Origin of the sequence: Microbacterium sp. 5K110, assembly GCF_005774735.1 — a bacterium.
Lineage (GTDB): Bacteria > Actinomycetota > Actinomycetes > Actinomycetales > Microbacteriaceae > Microbacterium.
On sequence record NZ_VBUM01000001.1, the window covers coordinates 15693 to 32795 of the forward strand.

Below are 17103 nucleotides of genomic sequence, written 5' to 3' on the forward strand. Positions count from 1 at the left end.
GTGGCCTACGCCCACGGACACCACGAAAGCGTGCTGCGCTCCCACGCCGCACGCAACGTCGCCGATTCGGCGGCCTACCTGGTGTCCTCGTTGTTCGCCGGCGCCCGCATCCTGGATGTGGGCGCCGGCCCCGGCACCATCACCGTCGACCTCGCCGATCGGGTGTTCCCCGGCCGGGTCGTCGGGGTGGATGCCGCTCCCGATGTCGTCGAGATCGCGCGTGCCGCCGTGGGCGACCGCCCGAACCTGACGTTCCGTACCGGGGATGCGTATGACCTCGACCTCGCTGACGGGTCGTTCGACATCGTCCACGCACATCAGGTTCTGCAGCACCTCTCCCGCCCGGTCGACGCCCTGCGCGAGTTCGGGCGCGTGGCCGGTCCTGACGGTCTGGTCGCGGTGCGCGACGTCGATTACGGCGGAGTGATCTGGCATCCGCGGGTTCCCGCGCTCGACGAGTGGCTCGAGATCTACCACGGTGTGCACCGCGGGGTGTCGGGGGAGCCCGACGCCGGTCGGCGTCTCAAGGCATGGGCCCGCGACGCGGGATTCACCCGCGTCGAGGCGAGCGCGAGCGTCTGGGTCTTCGACACCGACGAGAAGCGCGCGTGGTGGGGAGGGATGTGGGCGGACCGCGTGCGGGCTTCGGCGTTCGCGGGTCACGCCCGCCGCCTGGGGCTCGCCGACGATGCCACACTGCAGCGCATCTCGGACGGGTGGCGAGCCTGGGCCGCCGACCCCGACGGATGGATCCTCCTCCCGCACGGCGAGGTGCTCGCCCGCGCGTGACGGAGGGGGGACGATGCGAGGATGAGTCCGTGATCCGCGTCGACGCTCTGTACCGCTATCCCGTAAAGGGCTTCACGCCCGAGAGCCGCGACCGCCTCGTCGTACAGGCGGACGGACGCGTGCAAGGCGACCGGACGCTCGCTTTCGCGTTCGCCGACGTCGACTCGCCCGACGACGCGGTGTGGCCCAAGAGCCGCGGACTCGCGCTCATGGGCGTGCCCTCGCTGGCCCGCGTCGCGCTGACCTACGACGACGAAGCCCGCCGCGTGCACCTGCACGCCGACGGGTTCGACGTCGATGCCTCCATCGACGACCCCGCCGGTCGCCTCGAGCTCGCCGAGGCCGTGACCGCGTTCCTCCGCACGACCCCCGACGCACGCCTGCTCGATCAGGAGGGTATCCTCCCGTTCGCATTCGTCGGCGACGGCCGGACGTCGCGTTTCCAGGACCGGCCGCGGGGATACGTCTCGCTTCACGGGGCGGCATCCGTCGACGACGTGGATGCCGCGGTCCCCGCGCCCGTCGACGATCGCCGTTTCCGATCCAACATCGTGCTGTCGGGAACCGCGCCCTGGGCGGAACTGGAGTGGTCCGGCAACGTGCGAATCGGCGACGTGGTCTTCGCGATCGAAAAGCCGATCGAACGCTGCGCGGCGATCACCGCGAACCCGGACACGGGGGAGCGCGACGCGCGCCTGCTGCGCGTGCTCACGTCGCAGTTCGGCCAGGCGACGCCGACACTCGGCATCCTGCTGCTGCCGGTCGACGGGGGCGGCACGATCCGCGTCGGCGACGAGGTCGCGGTCATACGAGCGTGAGGTGCCGATCTCTGTCGCCTGGGGCGGAGCCGGGGTGACAAATCGGCGCGCGTGAGCGTGTGGGTGTGCGTACCCCGGAGAAGCGCGCGTGGTGGGGCGGGATGTGGGCCGACCGGGGCGTAGCATCCGCCTCTGCGGGGCACGCTCTCCGGCTCGGTCTCGCCGACGACGCGCTGCTGCAGCGTATCGCGGCCGAGTGGCGGGAGTGGGCCGCCCATCCGGACAGCTGGCTCATGACGCCGCACGGCGAGATCCTCGCGCGGCCTTTCACCAGGGGACCGGGATGCCGGTGCGGTCCAGGAAGCGGAGGCCGGGCGTTCCCCGCTGCGCTTCCACGGTGTCGATGAGGGTCGGGATCGCTTCGTCGATCTCGAGGCCCGCGCCGTCTCCGCCCATGTCGGTGCGGATCCATCCGGGGGCGAGCAGCAGTAGGGCGCGCGAGTCGTTCGCGTGACGGGCGGCGAAACTGCGCATCAGCTGGTTCAACGCGGCCTTGGAGGCGCGGTAGACCTCGAACCCGCCCGAGGTGTTGTTCGTGATACTGCCCTGGCCCGACGACAGGACCGCGATCGTTCCCGTGGGGGAGACCAGCGGCTGCAGCCTCTCCACGACACGCATCGCCCCGAGCGCGTTCGTCGCCAGGGTGCGGACGAAGTCGCCGTCCTCGATGTCGGCCGCTGCCTGCGGCCGAGGGGCGAGCGATATTCCGGCGACCACGAAAAGCAGGTCGAATGTGCGACCCCGCAGGCGGTTTGCGAGGGCGGCGATCTGCGCACCATCGGCGATGTCGACGTGCTCGAACTCGACACGGTCGGGCGCGGCGTCCCGCACCGCGCGCAGCGGCTCCGAGACATCTCCGCGCACGGTCGCGACGACTCGCGCGCCTCGATCGACGTAGGTCCGGGCGATCGCGAGGCCGAGACCGCGCGAGGCGCCGACCACGAGAACCGACCGGTGGGACAGGGGCGTGTGGGTCATGGCATCCTCCACTCAACAACTGATGAGTGAGACCCTACGCCCTCGCTCATCAGTTGTAGAGTGAACTCATGAAGGTCACAGGGTCCCGCGCAGAGAAGCGGGCCGCGACGGCGGAACGCATTATGCGCGCGGCCCGCGCGGAGTTCGGCGACCGCGGGATGGACGGCGCGACCATTCGCGGAATCGCGGCACGCGCCGGTATCGATCCCTCCCTGGTACTCCAGCACTACGGCTCGAAGGCCGCGTTGTTCGCACTCGCGGTCGAACCCGTGGCCGACCTCGGGGACGGAGATGTCGAGTCCCACCTGAGTGACGTGCTCGACGTTCGCCTCCGCGAACTCGACCCCGCCACACGGGCCCTGTTGCGATCGATGCTGACATCGCCGGACGCGGCTCAGGCTTTGCGTGCCCACCTCGAGAACCGCGCAGACGCGCTAGCCGACGGCCGCAGCGACGAGGGGCGGATGCGCGCCGCAATTCTGGTCTCGAGCATCCTGGGGCTCACCATCGCACGCCACTTCCTCGACCTTCCCGCGCTCCGCGATGTCAACGGCGACCAGGCCGCGCACATCCTCGGCGCGCTGCTCCCACCACGCGCGTGAGGGGTCAATATCTGTCGCCTAAGGGCATCCGAAGCGACAGATATTGACCCCTCACGCGTCCGCGTCGCGGATGATCGGGATGCCGGTCGTCTCGACCGCGACCTTGCGTCGGTAGAGCTTGCGCTGCTCGGGGAGCGAGAGGTCGAAGAGCACGGCGAGCACCCGGATGATCGTGGTCACCACGAGGCCGATGACCGCGGCAATCGGGAGGGGGACGCCGAACGCCGCCGTGGTGGCCAGCACCGCGCAGCCGCCGCCCGCCGCCACCGCGTAGAGGGAGCCGACGTGCATGATCGCGACGGGGAGCCCCATGAGCACGTCGCGCAGCACGCTGCCGCCCACCGCGGCGATCACCCCCACGAACACCGCCGGGACGGCCGGAAGTCCGAGCGCGAGCGCCTTGGAGGTGCCGAATGCTCCGAACAGACCGATGACGACGGCGTCGAGCATGATGATCGCCCGGTTCAAGCGCTGGAAGATGCCCGACAGCAGCATCCCCACGAGCGAGGCGACGGTCGCGGTGATCAGGTACCAGTTGTTCTGCAAGGTCGCGGGAGTCAGACCGAGCAGCAGGTCGCGGATGAGCCCGCCGCCCATCCCCAGCAGGATGCCGATGATCGCGACGCCGAGCAGGTCGAGTCGGCGCTGTCCCTGGAACCCGGAGGCGAACAGGGCTCCCTGCACACCGCCGAGGCCGACCGCGATGAGGTCGGCCCACAGCGGGATGATGAAGACGGGCGGGTTCACGGCATCCATTCTCCGGCTCCGTGACGCCCGACCGTGCGCGCCGCGCAGGCCACTCCCGGGACGGCGGGCCGATAATGGACTGTGCCCACCTACCGCGACGAAGTCGTGGTCCTGCGTACCCACAAACTGGGGGAGGCGGACCGCATCGTCACCCTCCTCAGCCGCCGCAACGGCAAGATCCGCGCCGTCGCGAAGGGCGTCCGCCGAACCTCGTCGCGGTTCGGCTCGCGCCTGGAGCCCTTCATGGTCGCCGATGTGCAGATGTATCGCGGCCGGAACCTCGACATCGTGCAGCAGGCCGAGTCCCTCGGTGCGTACGGCGCCGACATCGCCGTGCATTACGACCGCTACACCACCGCCAGCGCCATGGTCGAGACGGCGGATCGTCTCAACGAGGCCGAGGCCACCCCGCAGCAGTACCTGCTGCTGGTGGGGGGCTTGCGGGCGCTGGCGCGCGGCGACCACGCGGCGCGGAGCGTGCTCGATTCGTACCTCTTGCGGGCGATGGCGCTGTCGGGCTGGGCCCCGGGCCTGAGCGAATGCGCCCGCTGCGGAACCGTCGGCGACCACGACTTCTTCCTCGCGCAGTTGGGCGGGGTCGTCTGTTCCGCGTGCGCACCCGCCGGTTCGCCGCGGGTCGCGCGCGACACCGTCGACCTGCTGCGCTCGCTCATCGCGGGGGAGTGGGACGTCGTGGATGCCGCGCCGGAGCGTACCACCGCGGCCGCCTCCGGCCTCGTCGCCGCGTACGCGCAGTTCCACCTGGAGCGCGGCATCCGTTCCCTCTCGCACCTGGAATCGAGTCGATGACCCCGAAGCCGTACACCCACCGCGACGCTGTCGCCTACCGCCCGCTGGATTGGACGGGGGAGTATCCGCCGACCTTCCCGAAGGGCGCGGTGCCGGAGCACGTCGCGATCGTGATGGACGGCAACGGACGCTGGGCCAACCGCCAGGGACTCACTCGCGTCGAGGGACACCGCGCCGGCGAGGCCGCCCTCCTGGACGTCGTCGCCGGCGCCATCCAGGCCGGGGTGAAGCACCTGTCGGTGTACGCCTTCTCGACCGAGAACTGGTCGCGTTCGCCCGACGAAGTGCGCTTCCTCATGGGGTTCAACCGCGAGGTGCTCCACCGCCGCCGCGATCAGCTCAACGAGTGGGGTGTGCGCATCCGCTGGTCGGGCCGCAAGCCGCGCCTCTGGGGCTCGGTAATCAAGGAGCTGCAGCACGCCGAGCGGCTCACCGAGGGCAACTCCACCCTGACGTTGACGATGTGCGTGAACTACGGCGGACGCGTGGAGATCGTGGATGCCATGCGGCGCATCGGCGACGACATCGCCGCCGGGAAGCTCAAGCCGTCGGCGATCACCGAGAAGCTCATCCGCAGGAACCTCTACCAGCCCGACATGCCCGATGTGGATCTCTTCGTGCGGTCGAGCGGCGAGCAGCGGACGTCGAACTTCCTGCTGTGGGAGTCGGCGTACGCCGAGATGGTGTTCCTGGACACCCTCTGGCCGGACTTCCGGCGCACGCACCTGTGGGACGCGATCGACCGGTACCTCTCGCGCGACCGCCGCTTCGGCGGGGCGGTCGACACCCCCGACACGAAGTGAATGCCGCCATCGGAATAGATCGTCGAATCGAAAGGTTGCACGCGACATGACGGATGCCATCAAGATCGACGTGTGGAGCGACATCGCCTGCCCCTGGTGCTACATCGGGAAGCGCAACCTCGAGAACGGCCTCGCCGCCACCTCCGATGACGACGACGCACCCATCGTCGAGATCGAGTACCACTCGTTCGAACTGTCGCCCGACACCCCCGTCGACTTCGTCGGCGGCGAGGTGGACTACCTCTCGCGCCACAAGGGCATCTCGCCCGCACAGGCGCGCGAGATGCTCGACCGCGTCACGGGCGTCGCCGCCGAGGCGGGGCTCGCCTACCGGTTCGACCTGCTCCAGCACACCAACACCGTCAAGGCCCACGAGCTGCTGCACTTCGCCAAGGAGCAGGGACGGCAGCTCGAGTTGTCGGAGCGTCTGATGGCGGCCTACTTCCTCGAGGGGAAGCACGTCGGCCGCGACGACGAGCTCGTCGACCTCGCGGTCGAGGTCGGACTCGACGCCGACGCGGCCCGCGAGGCCCTCACGTCCGGCCGTTTCCGCGGTGCAGTGCGCGAAGACCAGGCGCAGGCGCAGGCCTACGGCATCACGGGGGTCCCGTTCTTCGTCATCGACGGCAAGTACGGCGTGAGCGGCGCCCAGCCGGTGGAGGCGTTCACCCAGATCGCCCGGCAGGTCTGGAACGAGCGTCGCACCGCGACGGCCGAGCCCGAGACCGCGACGGCGTGACCCCTCCTCCCCAGCCCACCGGGGCTGGTCGACGGCACCGCGCGGGCGCGGGGTCTGGGAGAATGGGACGATGACCACGGCACTGGCACCGACGCGCTCTCTGCGCATCGGCCCCATCGAACTCGACGCCCCGGTCGTGCTCGCGCCCATGGCCGGAATCACCAACACGGCGTTCCGGCGGCTGTGCCGCGAGTACGGCGCCGGGCTCTACGTGAGCGAGATGATCACGACGCGCGCCCTCGTGGAGCGCAACGACACCACGATGCGTCTCATCCGCCACCACGAGTCCGAGACCCCGCGCTCGATCCAGCTCTACGGCGTCGACCCGGCGACGGTCGAGGCGGCGGTGCGCATGATCGTCGACGAGGATCACGCCGACCACATCGACCTCAACTTCGGGTGCCCGGTCCCCAAGGTGACCCGTCGGGGCGGCGGGGCCGCCCTGCCGTGGAAGATCGCGCTCTTCCGCGAGATCGTCGAGCGTGCCGTCCGCGCCGCGGGCGACCTGCCGCTGACGATCAAGATGCGCAAGGGCATCGACGCCGATCACCTCACCTACCTCGAGGCCGGTCGTGTCGCCGAGGGCGCGGGTGTCGCCTCGATCGCGTTGCACGCGCGCACGGCATCCGAGTTCTACTCCGGGACCGCCGACTGGAGCGCGATCACGAAGCTGAAAGAGACCGTCACGAGCGTCCCCGTGCTGGGCAACGGCGACATCTGGTCGGCCGCCGACGCCGTGCGCATGATGGACGAGACCGGCTGCGACGGCGTCGTGGTCGGTCGCGGATGCCTGGGCCGTCCCTGGCTGTTCGGCGATCTGGCGCGCGCCCTCGGGCGTCCCGGCGCGGCGTCGGCCGAGCCGGTGGACGCGACGCTCGGTTTCGTTGCGCGGGCCTTCCGTCGTCACGCCGAGCTGCTCGTAGAGTTCTTCGACGACGAAGGGCGCGGATGCCGTGACATCCGCAAGCACGTCGCGTGGTACTTCAAGGGCTATCCGGTGGGCGGTGAGCTGCGGGCGAGCCTCGCCACCGCCTCGACCCTCGCCGAGATCGACGACCTGCTCGCCACGATGGAGCTCGACGCGCCCTATCCGGGAGCGGCGGCCGAGGGTCAGCGCGGTCGCGCCGGCACGCCCAAGCGCCCGGCCCTGCCCGACGGCTGGCTCGATTCCCGCGACATCGGCGACGACGCCGGCCGCGCCCTCGCCGACGCGGAGCTCGACCACAGTGGCGGGTGAGGCGGCGATGAGCGTCGCGCGCCCGTCGGGGTACCACGATGTCGACGCCGCCCGGTTCCACGAAGAGCACCACCGCTCGCAGCGCGACGACTTCGCGCGTGATCGCGCGCGCGTGCTGCACTCGGCAGCGCTCCGCCGCCTCGCGGCCAAGACGCAGGTGCTGAGCCCCGCGAGCCCCGCCGACTTCGCCCGCAACCGACTGACCCACTCGCTCGAAGTGGCGCAGGTCGGTCGTGAGCTGGCCACCGCGCTCGAACTCTCGCCCGACGTCGTCGACACGGCGTGCCTGAGCCACGATCTCGGGCACCCGCCCTTCGGACACAACGGCGAGCGGGCGCTGAACGAGTGGGCCGAAGACATCGGCGGCTTCGAGGGGAACGCACAGACGCTGCGTATCCTCACGCGCCTCGAGCCCAAGGTCATCGGGCCGGACGGGCATTCCTTCGGACTCAACCTCACGCGGGCGAGCCTGGATGCCACGTGCAAGTACCCGTGGACGGCCGACGCCCCGCTGCCCGATCCGGGTGGGCGGCTGAAGTTCGGCGTCTATCCCGACGACGAACCGGTGTTCCACTGGATGCGCGACGGCGCTCCCGGACGTGTGCGCTGCATCGAGGCCGAGGTCATGGACCTCTCGGACGACATCGCCTACTCGGTGCACGACTTCGAGGACGCGGTCGTCAACCTCTACGTCGACCCGGCGTCGCTGGCGGCCTCGGCGCGGCACGAGTCGCTCCTCACCGCGATCCAGACGTGGGTCGGATACGACTTCTCGCGCGACGAGCTCGCCGATGCGCTCTACCGGCTCATGCGTCTGCCCGAGTGGATCGACGGCTTCGACGGCAGCCGGCCCGCATTCGCGCGTCTCAAGAACCTGACCTCCGACCTCATCGGCCGGTTCGCGCGCGCCGCGACGACGGCGACCCGCGAGGCCTACGCCGTCCACGATCTGACGCGCTACCGGGCGCACGTCGTCGTCCCGCGCGTCGTCGAGGCCGAGATGGCGGTGCTCAAGGGCATCATCGGGGCCACCGTCGTCTCGATCGACGGCCGGAAGGCGCTCTACCGCGAGCAGCGACGCGTCCTCAAGCGCCTGGCATCCGCCCTGTGGGAGCGCCCCGAGGCGCTCGACGCCCTGCACGCACCCGACTTCGCCGCCGCGGTCGACGACACCGCTCGACGGCGCGTCATCGTCGACCAGGTCGCGAGTCTCACCGACCAGCTGGCCATCGCCTGGCACGGCCGCCTCGTCGGCGAGGTCGACGCCGCCGAGCTCGGCGTCTGGGCGCCCGGTGCACGACCCCCGCGGGGAGCGGATGCCTGATGGCCGGGCGCATCCGGCAGGCCGACATCGACGAGGTCAAGGCGCGGGTCAACATCGCCGACGTGGTCGGTGAGCGCGTCGCGCTCAAGCCGGCTGGCGTGGGGTCGATGAAGGGACTGTGCCCCTTCCATGACGAGCGCAGCCCCAGTTTCCACGTGCGCCCGCAGGTGGGCTACTACCACTGCTTCGGCTGCGGCGAGTCCGGCGACGTGTACTCGTTCCTCCGCGCAATGGACCACGTCTCGTTCACCGAGGCCGTCGAGCGCATGGCCGCGCGCGTCGGGTACACGCTGCACTACGAGGACGGTGGCGCCGCACCCGAGACGACCGGCCGCTCGCGCCTGTACGCCGCGAACGCCGCCGCCGCCGAGTACTTCCGCACGCAGCTGATGTCTCCCGAGGCCGACACCGCACGGCGCTTCCTCGGCGACCGCGGCTTCGACGCGGGTGCCGCAGCGCACTTCGGCGTGGGGTACGCGCCGAAGGGGTGGTCCTCGCTCATGGATCACCTGCTCGCGCAGAAGTTCTCGCGCGACGAGCTCGTGCAGGCAGGCCTCGTGTCGCAGGGGCAGCGCGGGGTGTACGACCGGTTCCGCGGCCGCGTCGTGTGGCCCATCCGCGACGTCACCGGTCAGGTCATCGGCTTCGGCGCGCGCAAGCTCTACGACGACGATCAGGGCCCGAAGTATCTGAACACCCCCGAGACGCCGATCTACAAGAAAGCCCAGGTGCTGTACGGCCTCGATCTGGCCAAGCGCGACATCTCGCGCGAGCACCGGGTCGTCGTCGTCGAGGGGTACACCGACGTCATGGCCTGCCACCTCGCGGGGATCACGACCGCGATCGCGTCGTGCGGCACCGCCTTCGGCTCCGACCACATCACGGTGCTCCGCCGCGTGATGGGCGACGACAGCGCATCCGGAGAAGTGGTCTTCACGTTTGACCCGGATGCCGCGGGGCAGAAGGCCGCGTTGCGCGCCTTCGCCGACGAGAAGCGGTTCGCCGCTCAGACATACGTGGCAGTCGCTCCCGACGGACTCGACCCGTGCGATCTGCGTCTGCAGCGCGGCGACGGCGCGGTGCGCTCGCTCATGGACACCAAGGCGCCGATGTTCGAGTTCGTGATCGATCAGCGCCTGAAGGACTACGACCTCTCCAGCGTCGAGGGGCGCGCCGGTGCCCTGCGCGCCGCCGCGCCGATCGTGGCCGACATCCGCGACCCCTCGCTGCGGCCCGGGTACGTCCGCGTGCTCGCTCGTCGCTTGGGCCTCGACATCCCCGAGGTGCAGAGCGCTGTCGAACGCGCCGCACGCGGTGCCGACCGCGCCGAGAAGCGCGAATCGCACCGCGGGGGAGCCGCGGACGCAGCGCCGGCACCGGTGGCCGTGTCGGTGACGCTCGCGTCCCTGCCGAACACCCGCGACGTGGCGCTCGAGCGCGGCGCCATGATGGCGTTCCTCCAGTACGGGCACCGCATCGAGCCCGACCTGTTCCTGCGCGCGTTGCAGACCCCGTTCGGTCACCCCGCCCTCGAGGCCGTGCGCAGCACCCTGGCATCCACCGATCTGTCCCAGCCGGGCTGGGCCGTCGCCGCCGTAGAGGCCGTGCGCGAGCCGTTCCGCACCCTCGCCGCCGAGTTGCTCACCGCGGAGTTCCCCGCGCGCCACGAAGAAGGCGCCGTCGCCTCGGCGAACGACCTCGCTCGCGGCCTGCTCGTGCGCGAGCTCCAGCGAGAGAAGGACGAGTTGCTGCGCGGCATCCAGCGCGTGCCCGCCGACTCCGAAGAGGGGCGGCGTCTGCGGATTCGGTTGCGGGAACTGGACGCCGATCGACAGCGACTGACCGCTCCCTGACCCGCGGCGGTGGCGTCAGAGGAGCCCGTCGGGGAGGATGTACGCATGCCCCGGTCCCTCGACACCGCTGTCGCCATCCGCACCGACGACCTCTCGCTCGCCCGCAGTGGCGTACGGGTCATCGACGGCATCACCTTCACCCTCGCCGCGGCGCGCAGCCTCGTGATCATGGGCCCGACGGGGTCGGGGAAGACGTCTCTCGCCTCGATGCTGGCGGGGCGGCCCGACGAAGGGCTGACGGTCGTCGGGGGAGACGCGCGCATCCACGGCATCTCGGCGCGGCATCCGGGGCGAGCAGTCCGGGAATGGACGTTCCACACGGGGTACCTTCCGCAGGGCGCCGGTGCGAATCTGCCCGCGCGCCTGACGGTGTCCGAGGTGATCTCCGAGCCGATCACCGCGCGGGATCGCCGCGTGAACACGCGGGCGCTCGCGGTGCGCGTCGCGACACTGCTCGACGAGATGGAGCTCCCGCTCGGCACGGCGCCGAAGTACCCCTACGAACTGAGCGCCGGGATGCGTCAGCGGGTCGCGCTCGCGCGCGCCCTCGTCCTGGAGCCGCGCCTGTTCGTGGCGGATGACCTGTACGCCAACCTCGACGTCGAGGTGCGGGCGGCGGTGCGCGCCGCCATCGTTCGGCGCCGTGATGAGCGCGGGATGGCCTCGCTCGTCGTGACCAACGACGCCGACGCGCCTCACGGCTTGGATGCCGACGTGCTCGTGCTCCGCTCCGGGCACGCCGTCGCCTACGGGCACGGGCCGGACGACCTGCAGTGGACCCCCGGCGGCGCGCCCGACCGACGGATTTCGGCGGGCTGATTTTTCCGCGACGCCGCGGTGCTGTTAGTATCGTATGGTTGCCCGCCGACAGGTGGGCATGATCCTCGGTAGCTCAATTGGCAGAGCAATCGGCTGTTAACCGATAGGTTCTTGGTTCGAGTCCAAGCCGGGGAGCGAGAGACCCGCGTCATCTACCGCGGCTCTCAACCTAGGCCCGGGCTTCCACCCCGGGCCTTACCTTTTCTTGAACGAAGGCCCGACGCACGAGCGTCGGGCCTTCGTCGTAGGTGGCGTCCGAACCGGCCACGGGGTGACCGGCACCGACGCCGAAGGGGGCGACCGCCTGGGCGGTCGCCCCCTCCCGTGTTGCGTGACCTTGCGAGGGGAGAGTCAGCTGCGCTGTCCCCGTCGGCGGACCGTGAGCACCGCACCGCCGAGCAGCATCAGACCGCCGAGCACGAGGGCTCCCCACGGTGCCGCGCTCCCCGTGGTGGCGAGCGCATCCCCCGAGCCGCGGGACGGCGGCAGCGGGCCCGTCGCCGTTCCCGGGCGCGGATCGGTGCCGGGGTCGGTGCTGGGGTCGGTGCTGGGGTCGGTGCCGGGGTCCGTACCGGGGTTCGTTCCCGGATCCGTTGCCTCGCCGACGAGCTCGGCGACGCCCCAGCGCGCGGTGGTTTGGTAGCCCGTGCCGGTGGGGTCCGCCCACGTCTTCACCGAGAACCGCCCCTCGGGCCGACCGTCATTGACCTGGAAGTCGATGCCGTGCACGGTGTTGAGGCCGCCCAGCGGGACGTTGCTCTGCCCGCCCGACTGACCGGCCAGATCGATCGCCACCTCGACGCGGTATCCCGTGTCGGTGCGACTCGTCGCGCTCGCCAGCACACGCGCCTGCTGGGCGGCGGTGTTGCCCGAGCCGAAGGAGAGCACGTTGTCGGCCGAGATGCGGATCTGCGTGTCGTTCGGACCGTAGCTGCCCGCCTTGCCGTTCCCGAGGTCGAGGAAGAGCTCGACGCTGTCCTGCTGCCACGGGTCACTCCCCGACAGATCGATCACGGGGTCGGTCACGTCGAACAGGGCGTACAGCGTGTTGCCCTGCCAGAGCGAGCGCACCTCGGCGCTCGCGCCCTCGTCCGACCCCTCGACCGTGCGAGCGGTCGTCGCGACCGCCGCGTCGGCGTAGGCGGCATCCACCTGTCCGTCCACCGTCGGCGCCACGAGCTCGGGCACCTGCAGGAACGACAGCGGCTCGAGGAAGGAGAGTCGCCCAGTCGCTCCCGGGGAGTTCCACGCCCCCACGACCTGGTCGTCGTTCACGAGGCGCACGTCGAAGTCGGCGCCCTGTCCGGCCTCGACGCCGGAGTGCGGCAGGTGGGCGAGCGTGAAGGTCACACCGTCGACGACCTCCTGCGCACCGGGGACCGAGCCGGCGACACCCGGGGCGTAGAAGTACTCTTCACCCCCGTAGGTGAACGTCACCCGGTCGGGCGTCGTCGCCGAGCGCACGAGCACCGCGAGGTACTCGGCGTTCCATCGCGCCTGCCAGCCACCGGCATCCGCCGTCAGCGGCTGGAACGGGAGGTTCCGCCATTCCGGTGCGTCGGTGAACCCGGCCCCCGGTGCAACGTCGCCCTCGAACACGTTCGCGGTCGTGACGAGCGACGGAAGCCCGGCGCTGTCGTCGATCGCGCCGTAGTACGCGGGCTTGGGCTGCAGTCCGCCGGTGAACAGCAGCGGCTGCTGCTCGGCGCGCCACGACCGGGTGTCCGTGAGACCCCACACCGTCGCGGAGAAGATCTTCTCCGCGGCCGGTGCCGCCGCCTGATACTCCCGCAGCAGGTGGAACACGTCGCGGTAGAAGTACCCCTGCCGCACCCGGTTGGGGTCGTCCGCGGGGGTGATCGTGACGTCGAGCTCGGTGATCGCCTGCAGGAGGCCGAGGCCCTCGAAGCGCTCGAGTGCGCCGCGCAAGGCGCTGATGGGCGTGTTGATCGAGGTGTGGAACTGGTGGCCCACGCCGTCGATCGGCACGTTCGCGTCCAGCAGGCGTCGCACGAGAGCCTCGTACTGCGCGCCCTTCGCGTCGATCTCGGTGTTGTAGTCGTTGATGAAGAGCTTCACCGGACGGTCCGTGCCGGGCGCGGCGTACTCGTCGTTGAACGCCTGGTCGGCGTACTGGAACGCCAGGCGGATGAACTCCTCCCCGAGAACCTGGTACCACCGGCTGGTCCGCAGACCGTCGGGGGTCGCCTGATCGGAGATGACCTCGTTGACGACGTCCCACGCGACGAGCGGGTTGGTGTCCGAGCCGTAGGGACCGTAGTCATCCGCGATGGATGCCGCGACGTCGAAGATGTGCGTCCGCAACCGGTCGCGCAGCGCCTGCTTGTCGGCATCCGAGGTCGTCAGCTCGCGACCCGAGTCGTCCTGGAAGAACCACGCGGGGGTCTGCGAGTGCCAGACCAGCACGTGCCCGTACAGCCGGAGGTCTTCCGCCTGCGCGAAATCGAGCAGAGCGGTCGCCTCGGCGTTGCGGGCGAACTGCCCCGGCCCGGTGTACCAGGCCTCGACCTTCATGTGGTTCTCGGGCGTGATCTGGTCGTAGTGGTGCAGCAGCAGTTCGGAGGCGGCACCCGTGGTCTCGCGCGAGTCGATCGCGACGCCCAGGGGGAAGTCGACCGTGTCCTTCACGGCGACCAGTCCGGTGTCGACCTGCGCGTCCTCGGGGACCGAGATCCGCACCTGGTCCACGAGGAACGTCGAGGTATTGCCGCTGTTGTAACGCGCCTCGATGTAGATCTCCGCGGCCGAGTCGTAGGTCGGCACGGTGAACTCTCCGCGGACGGTGGTCCAGCCCGTGGCCGTCGCGTTCTCGATCTGCAGGAGGTTCGAGAAGTTCTGCGTGCCGCCCGACACGGTGCGTGCCGACAGGGTGAGGCCCTGACCGACGGTGGCCCCCGGCGCGAAACGCACGGCGGCGCTGATGGCGTAGGTGTTACCGGGCTCGAGCAGCCCGGCGATGTCGCGCTGGATGCCATCACCCTCGTGGGTGCGCTCCCCGACCTGTGCGGCCGACACCGTGTCATCCGCACCGCCGTCGACGACCGTCACCTGCGGGTCCGAGGTCTCCGCCCCTGCGCGGGCCGACCAGCCGTCGAGGTCGCCGGAGTCGAAGGTCGAGTCGATGAGCACGTCGCCGGGTTGCGGGTCGCCCCCACCCGGCTCACCGGCCGGCGCTCCCACCGGGAGGGCGAACGTCCAGCCGTCGGCCACGCGCTCGGCCACGACCGTGCGCACCGCCGCGAGCGAGCCGCTGCGGTCGCCGCCGCCGTCGTGCACGAGAACCACCTGCCCAGGCGTGATCGCCGAACGGAGGTTCGCCGTGAGCGTGGGGACGTCCTGCGTCGCCCAGTCGTTGATCGTGTTGACCACCGCGAGCGGCTGCATCCCGAGCGAGACGGCGGCGGCGGGGGTGTTGCCCCACGAACCGTTGGGCGCGCGGAAGTACGGCACGGGGTAGTCGTCGTCGCCCAGCGCGGAGCGGATGATCGTGAGGTTCTCCGCCATGCGGGTGGCGGCTTGCGTCTGCGTCAGCGAACCCATGTCGTCGTACGTGGTCGAGTGGTTGCAGAGCACGTGCCCCTCGGCGACGATGCGCCGGAGGAGGTCGGCGCCGCCGGGGGCGGTGATGTTCTGGCCGATGACGCAGAACACCGCGGTGATGTCGTTCTCGGCGAGGAAGTCCAGCAGCGCGGGCGTCGTGCCCGTGTTCGGGCCGTCGTCGAAGGTGAGCGCGGCGACGTTCCCGGTGCCCTGAGCGGCGGAGACCGGCGTCGCCGTCGGGTTCACGGCACCACCCGGTGCCACGTCGGGCATCTCGCCTCCTCCGGACGATCCGGTGGTCACGACGATGTCGTCGACGTAATAGGTGAACGAGGGAGTGCCGGCGATGTCGGACGTGCCGATGTACGCCTGCACGGCGGACACGTCGCCGGGCTCGGGGGTGTAGGAGCCGGAGATGGTCGTCCAGCCGGAGGCGGTCACCGTGGTGTTCCCGACCCACGTGTACGCCGGCTTCATGACCAGGCGCGCGGTCGTGTCGGGCGTACCGGGGGCCAATCGCACCCTCAGCGAGAAGTCGTAGGTCGTGCCGGCTTGGTAGATGCCCGCAGGGCTTTGGATGCCGACGTAGTCGGCGTCGCGGCCGGCGACCTCCAGCACCTTTCCGCCGTCGAGATCGACGACGCTCAGGGTGCTGTCGGTTCCGCCGCTGCGGGTCCAGGTGCCGGTGGTGCCGTCTTCGAAGTCGACGGAGGTGACGGTGGTCGGGGCGGCGACCGCAGGGGCGGCTCCGCCGAGCATGAGGGCTCCCACGGCAGCGAGGGAGATCAGGGGGGATATGCGTCTGTGCACGAGCGCTCCTTTGCGCAGTTACGTTGTGGCAGACAACATATGCGCCGGGGAGGCGCCTCCGGACCAGGAAGTTACGCAAACGTTACGAAATCTCGACGAAAGTTCCTGCGTCCACTCTCTTCGCCCGCGACGACCTCGCGGCACACGTCAGCGCGGGGGAGCGGTGCTGCCCCGGACGACCAGATGAGTGGCGAGGTCCACACGCGGCACGACGTCGGTGGAGTCTCGCGTGGCGGCATCCAGGACCATGCGCGTCGCCTCCGCTCCCATCCGTCGGAGGGGCTGGTGCACGGTCGTGAGGGCGGGGCTGACCCAGCGCGCGGGCGCGATGTCGTCGTACCCGACGACCGACAGATCGTCGGGGAGTCGCATCCCCCTTTCGCGGGCCGCATCGTAGACGCCGAGCGCCTGCAGATCGTTGCCGGCGAAGATCGCGGTGGGCGCGTTGTCCGATGACAGCAGGTCGCGCGCCGCATCGCGACCCCCCTCGACGTAGAAGGTGCCGAAGCGCACCCATCGCGGGTCCACGTCCAGACCCGCGCTCGCCATCGCCGAGCGATAGCCGTCCACGCGCGCGAGCGAGCAGAGCATGTCGCTCGGCCCCGTGATCGCGGCGATCCTGCGGTGTCCGAGCTCGATGAGGTGGCGCGTGGCGGCGAGACCGCCCGACCAGTTCGCCGACCCCACGGAGGGGATGTCCGCGGGCGGATCACCCGCGGAGTCGACGATGACGAGGGGGATGCCCCGGGTCGCCAGGCGCCGTCGTTGACGATCGACGAGCGCGGACGAGACGAGGACCACGCCGGCGGGGCGACGACGGAGCGCGCCCTCCAGCCAATCCTCTCCGAGCGAGTGCGCACCCCCGCTCTCGGTGACGACGACGGCGAGACCGCGCGCTTTGGCGACCTCTTCGACACCCGCGATGATCTCCATCGACCAGCTCGCCTCGAACTCGTGGAAGACGAGTTCGATCAGATCGCCGCGGGGCTTCTCGCTCGCCGTGCGGCGTCGGTAGCCGCGTGCGGTCAGCAGCGCATCAACGCGCGCTCGCGTGGCGGGGGAGATGTCGCCGTGACCGTTGAGGACCTTCGAGATGGTCGCGACCGAGACCCCGGCCTCGACGGCGATGTCGGCGAGACGGATGCGGGACCCGTCGGCGGCTGCGCTCATACGGTCATTCTACGACGTCTCAGCGAAAGTTTCGGGTGGTTCG

14 protein-coding genes and 1 tRNA gene are annotated in these 17103 nt (G+C 70.5%); 11 read left to right on the plus strand and 4 right to left on the minus strand.

Features of this window, described 5'->3' with window-relative positions; translation table 11 throughout:
• Together FE256_RS00085 and FE256_RS00090 are read left to right on the plus strand one after the other, a co-directional pair.
• Positions 1-789 carry a methyltransferase domain-containing protein gene (locus FE256_RS00085; protein WP_138172227.1) on the plus strand — a complete coding sequence of 263 codons (789 nt, stop codon included), beginning with the start codon at positions 1-3 and terminating at the stop codon, positions 787-789.
• Positions 790-818: 29 nt separating this feature from the next.
• Positions 819-1607 (plus strand): MOSC domain-containing protein, encoded by a 789-nt coding sequence (locus FE256_RS00090; RefSeq protein ID WP_138172228.1) that lies wholly within the window; start codon positions 819-821, stop codon positions 1605-1607.
• A 267-nt stretch (positions 1608-1874) separates the two neighbouring features.
• Here FE256_RS00090 and FE256_RS00100 read toward each other — a convergent pair whose 3' ends face one another.
• Positions 1875-2585: an SDR family NAD(P)-dependent oxidoreductase gene (locus FE256_RS00100; RefSeq protein WP_138172229.1), complete on the minus strand. Its 711-nt coding sequence runs from the start codon at positions 2583-2585 to the stop codon at positions 1875-1877.
• A 68-nt stretch (positions 2586-2653) separates the two neighbouring features.
• Here FE256_RS00100 and FE256_RS00105 point away from each other — a divergent pair, with 68 nt between their 5' ends.
• Positions 2654-3187, plus strand: a complete 534-nt coding sequence (locus FE256_RS00105; protein WP_138172230.1) for a TetR/AcrR family transcriptional regulator — start codon at positions 2654-2656, stop codon at positions 3185-3187.
• Between the two features lie 51 nt (positions 3188-3238).
• On the opposite strand, the gene FE256_RS00110 is transcribed toward FE256_RS00105, so the two are convergent.
• Positions 3239-3934, minus strand: coding sequence for a trimeric intracellular cation channel family protein (locus tag FE256_RS00110; RefSeq protein ID WP_138172231.1), 696 nt, complete (start codon positions 3932-3934; stop codon positions 3239-3241).
• Between the two features lie 81 nt (positions 3935-4015).
• Between FE256_RS00110 and recO the strand changes: the two genes are divergently transcribed.
• The 8 genes from recO to FE256_RS00150 all read left to right on the plus strand — a co-directional run bounded on the left by recO (position 4016) and on the right by FE256_RS00150 (position 11654).
• Positions 4016-4744 (plus strand): DNA repair protein RecO, encoded by a 729-nt coding sequence (gene recO, locus FE256_RS00115; protein WP_138172232.1) that lies wholly within the window; start codon positions 4016-4018, stop codon positions 4742-4744.
• Positions 4741-5547 (plus strand): isoprenyl transferase, encoded by an 807-nt coding sequence (locus tag FE256_RS00120; protein ID WP_138172233.1) that lies wholly within the window; start codon positions 4741-4743, stop codon positions 5545-5547. The genes recO and FE256_RS00120 overlap by 4 nt, the downstream gene beginning before the upstream one ends.
• Positions 5548-5593: 46 nt before the next feature.
• Positions 5594-6286, plus strand: coding sequence for a DsbA family oxidoreductase (locus FE256_RS00125; RefSeq protein ID WP_138172234.1), 693 nt, complete (start codon positions 5594-5596; stop codon positions 6284-6286).
• 70 nt (positions 6287-6356) lie between these two features.
• Positions 6357-7523, plus strand: a complete 1167-nt coding sequence (gene dusB / locus FE256_RS00130) for a tRNA dihydrouridine synthase DusB (protein ID WP_138172235.1) — start codon at positions 6357-6359, stop codon at positions 7521-7523.
• Positions 7524-7530: 7 nt separating this feature from the next.
• Positions 7531-8847: a deoxyguanosinetriphosphate triphosphohydrolase gene (locus FE256_RS00135; RefSeq protein ID WP_138172236.1), complete on the plus strand. Its 1317-nt coding sequence runs from the start codon at positions 7531-7533 to the stop codon at positions 8845-8847.
• Positions 8847-10700, plus strand: coding sequence for a DNA primase (gene dnaG, locus FE256_RS00140; protein ID WP_138172237.1), 1854 nt, complete (start codon positions 8847-8849; stop codon positions 10698-10700). The genes FE256_RS00135 and dnaG overlap by 1 nt, the downstream gene beginning before the upstream one ends.
• A 45-nt stretch (positions 10701-10745) precedes the next feature.
• The gene (locus FE256_RS00145; protein ID WP_138172238.1) at positions 10746-11519 is read left to right on the plus strand and encodes an ATP-binding cassette domain-containing protein; all 774 of its coding nucleotides are present in this window, start codon (positions 10746-10748) and stop codon (positions 11517-11519) included.
• Positions 11520-11581: 62 nt separating this feature from the next.
• Positions 11582-11654, plus strand: a tRNA-Asn gene (locus FE256_RS00150).
• 216 nt (positions 11655-11870) lie between these two features.
• On the opposite strand, the gene FE256_RS18335 is transcribed toward FE256_RS00150, so the two are convergent.
• Entirely contained in the window at positions 11871-15890 is a 4020-nt protein-coding gene (locus tag FE256_RS18335; protein ID WP_212743454.1) for an endo-1,4-beta-xylanase, read from the minus strand.
• A 147-nt stretch (positions 15891-16037) separates the two neighbouring features.
• Positions 16038-17060 carry a LacI family DNA-binding transcriptional regulator gene (locus FE256_RS00170; RefSeq protein ID WP_138172239.1) on the minus strand — a complete coding sequence of 341 codons (1023 nt, stop codon included), beginning with the start codon at positions 17058-17060 and terminating at the stop codon, positions 16038-16040.
• Positions 17061-17103: the final 43 nt, after the last annotated feature.

What these genes read in the sequence shown, in the direction of transcription:
- FE256_RS00100 (WP_138172229.1), bottom strand. Translation starts at nt 2,585, where the DNA reads ATGACCCACACGCCCCTGTCCCACCGGTCGGTTCTCGTGGTCGGCGCC.
- FE256_RS00105 (WP_138172230.1), top strand. Translation starts at nt 2,654, where the DNA reads ATGAAGGTCACAGGGTCCCGCGCAGAGAAGCGGGCCGCGACGGCGGAA.
- FE256_RS00120 (WP_138172233.1), top strand. Translation starts at nt 4,741, where the DNA reads ATGACCCCGAAGCCGTACACCCACCGCGACGCTGTCGCCTACCGCCCG.
- FE256_RS00125 (WP_138172234.1), top strand. Translation starts at nt 5,594, where the DNA reads ATGACGGATGCCATCAAGATCGACGTGTGGAGCGACATCGCCTGCCCC.
- dusB (WP_138172235.1), top strand. Translation starts at nt 6,357, where the DNA reads ATGACCACGGCACTGGCACCGACGCGCTCTCTGCGCATCGGCCCCATC.
- FE256_RS00135 (WP_138172236.1), top strand. Translation starts at nt 7,531, where the DNA reads ATGAGCGTCGCGCGCCCGTCGGGGTACCACGATGTCGACGCCGCCCGG.
- dnaG (WP_138172237.1), top strand. Translation starts at nt 8,847, where the DNA reads ATGGCCGGGCGCATCCGGCAGGCCGACATCGACGAGGTCAAGGCGCGG.
- FE256_RS00145 (WP_138172238.1), top strand. Translation starts at nt 10,746, where the DNA reads ATGCCCCGGTCCCTCGACACCGCTGTCGCCATCCGCACCGACGACCTC.
- FE256_RS00170 (WP_138172239.1), bottom strand. Translation starts at nt 17,060, where the DNA reads ATGAGCGCAGCCGCCGACGGGTCCCGCATCCGTCTCGCCGACATCGCC.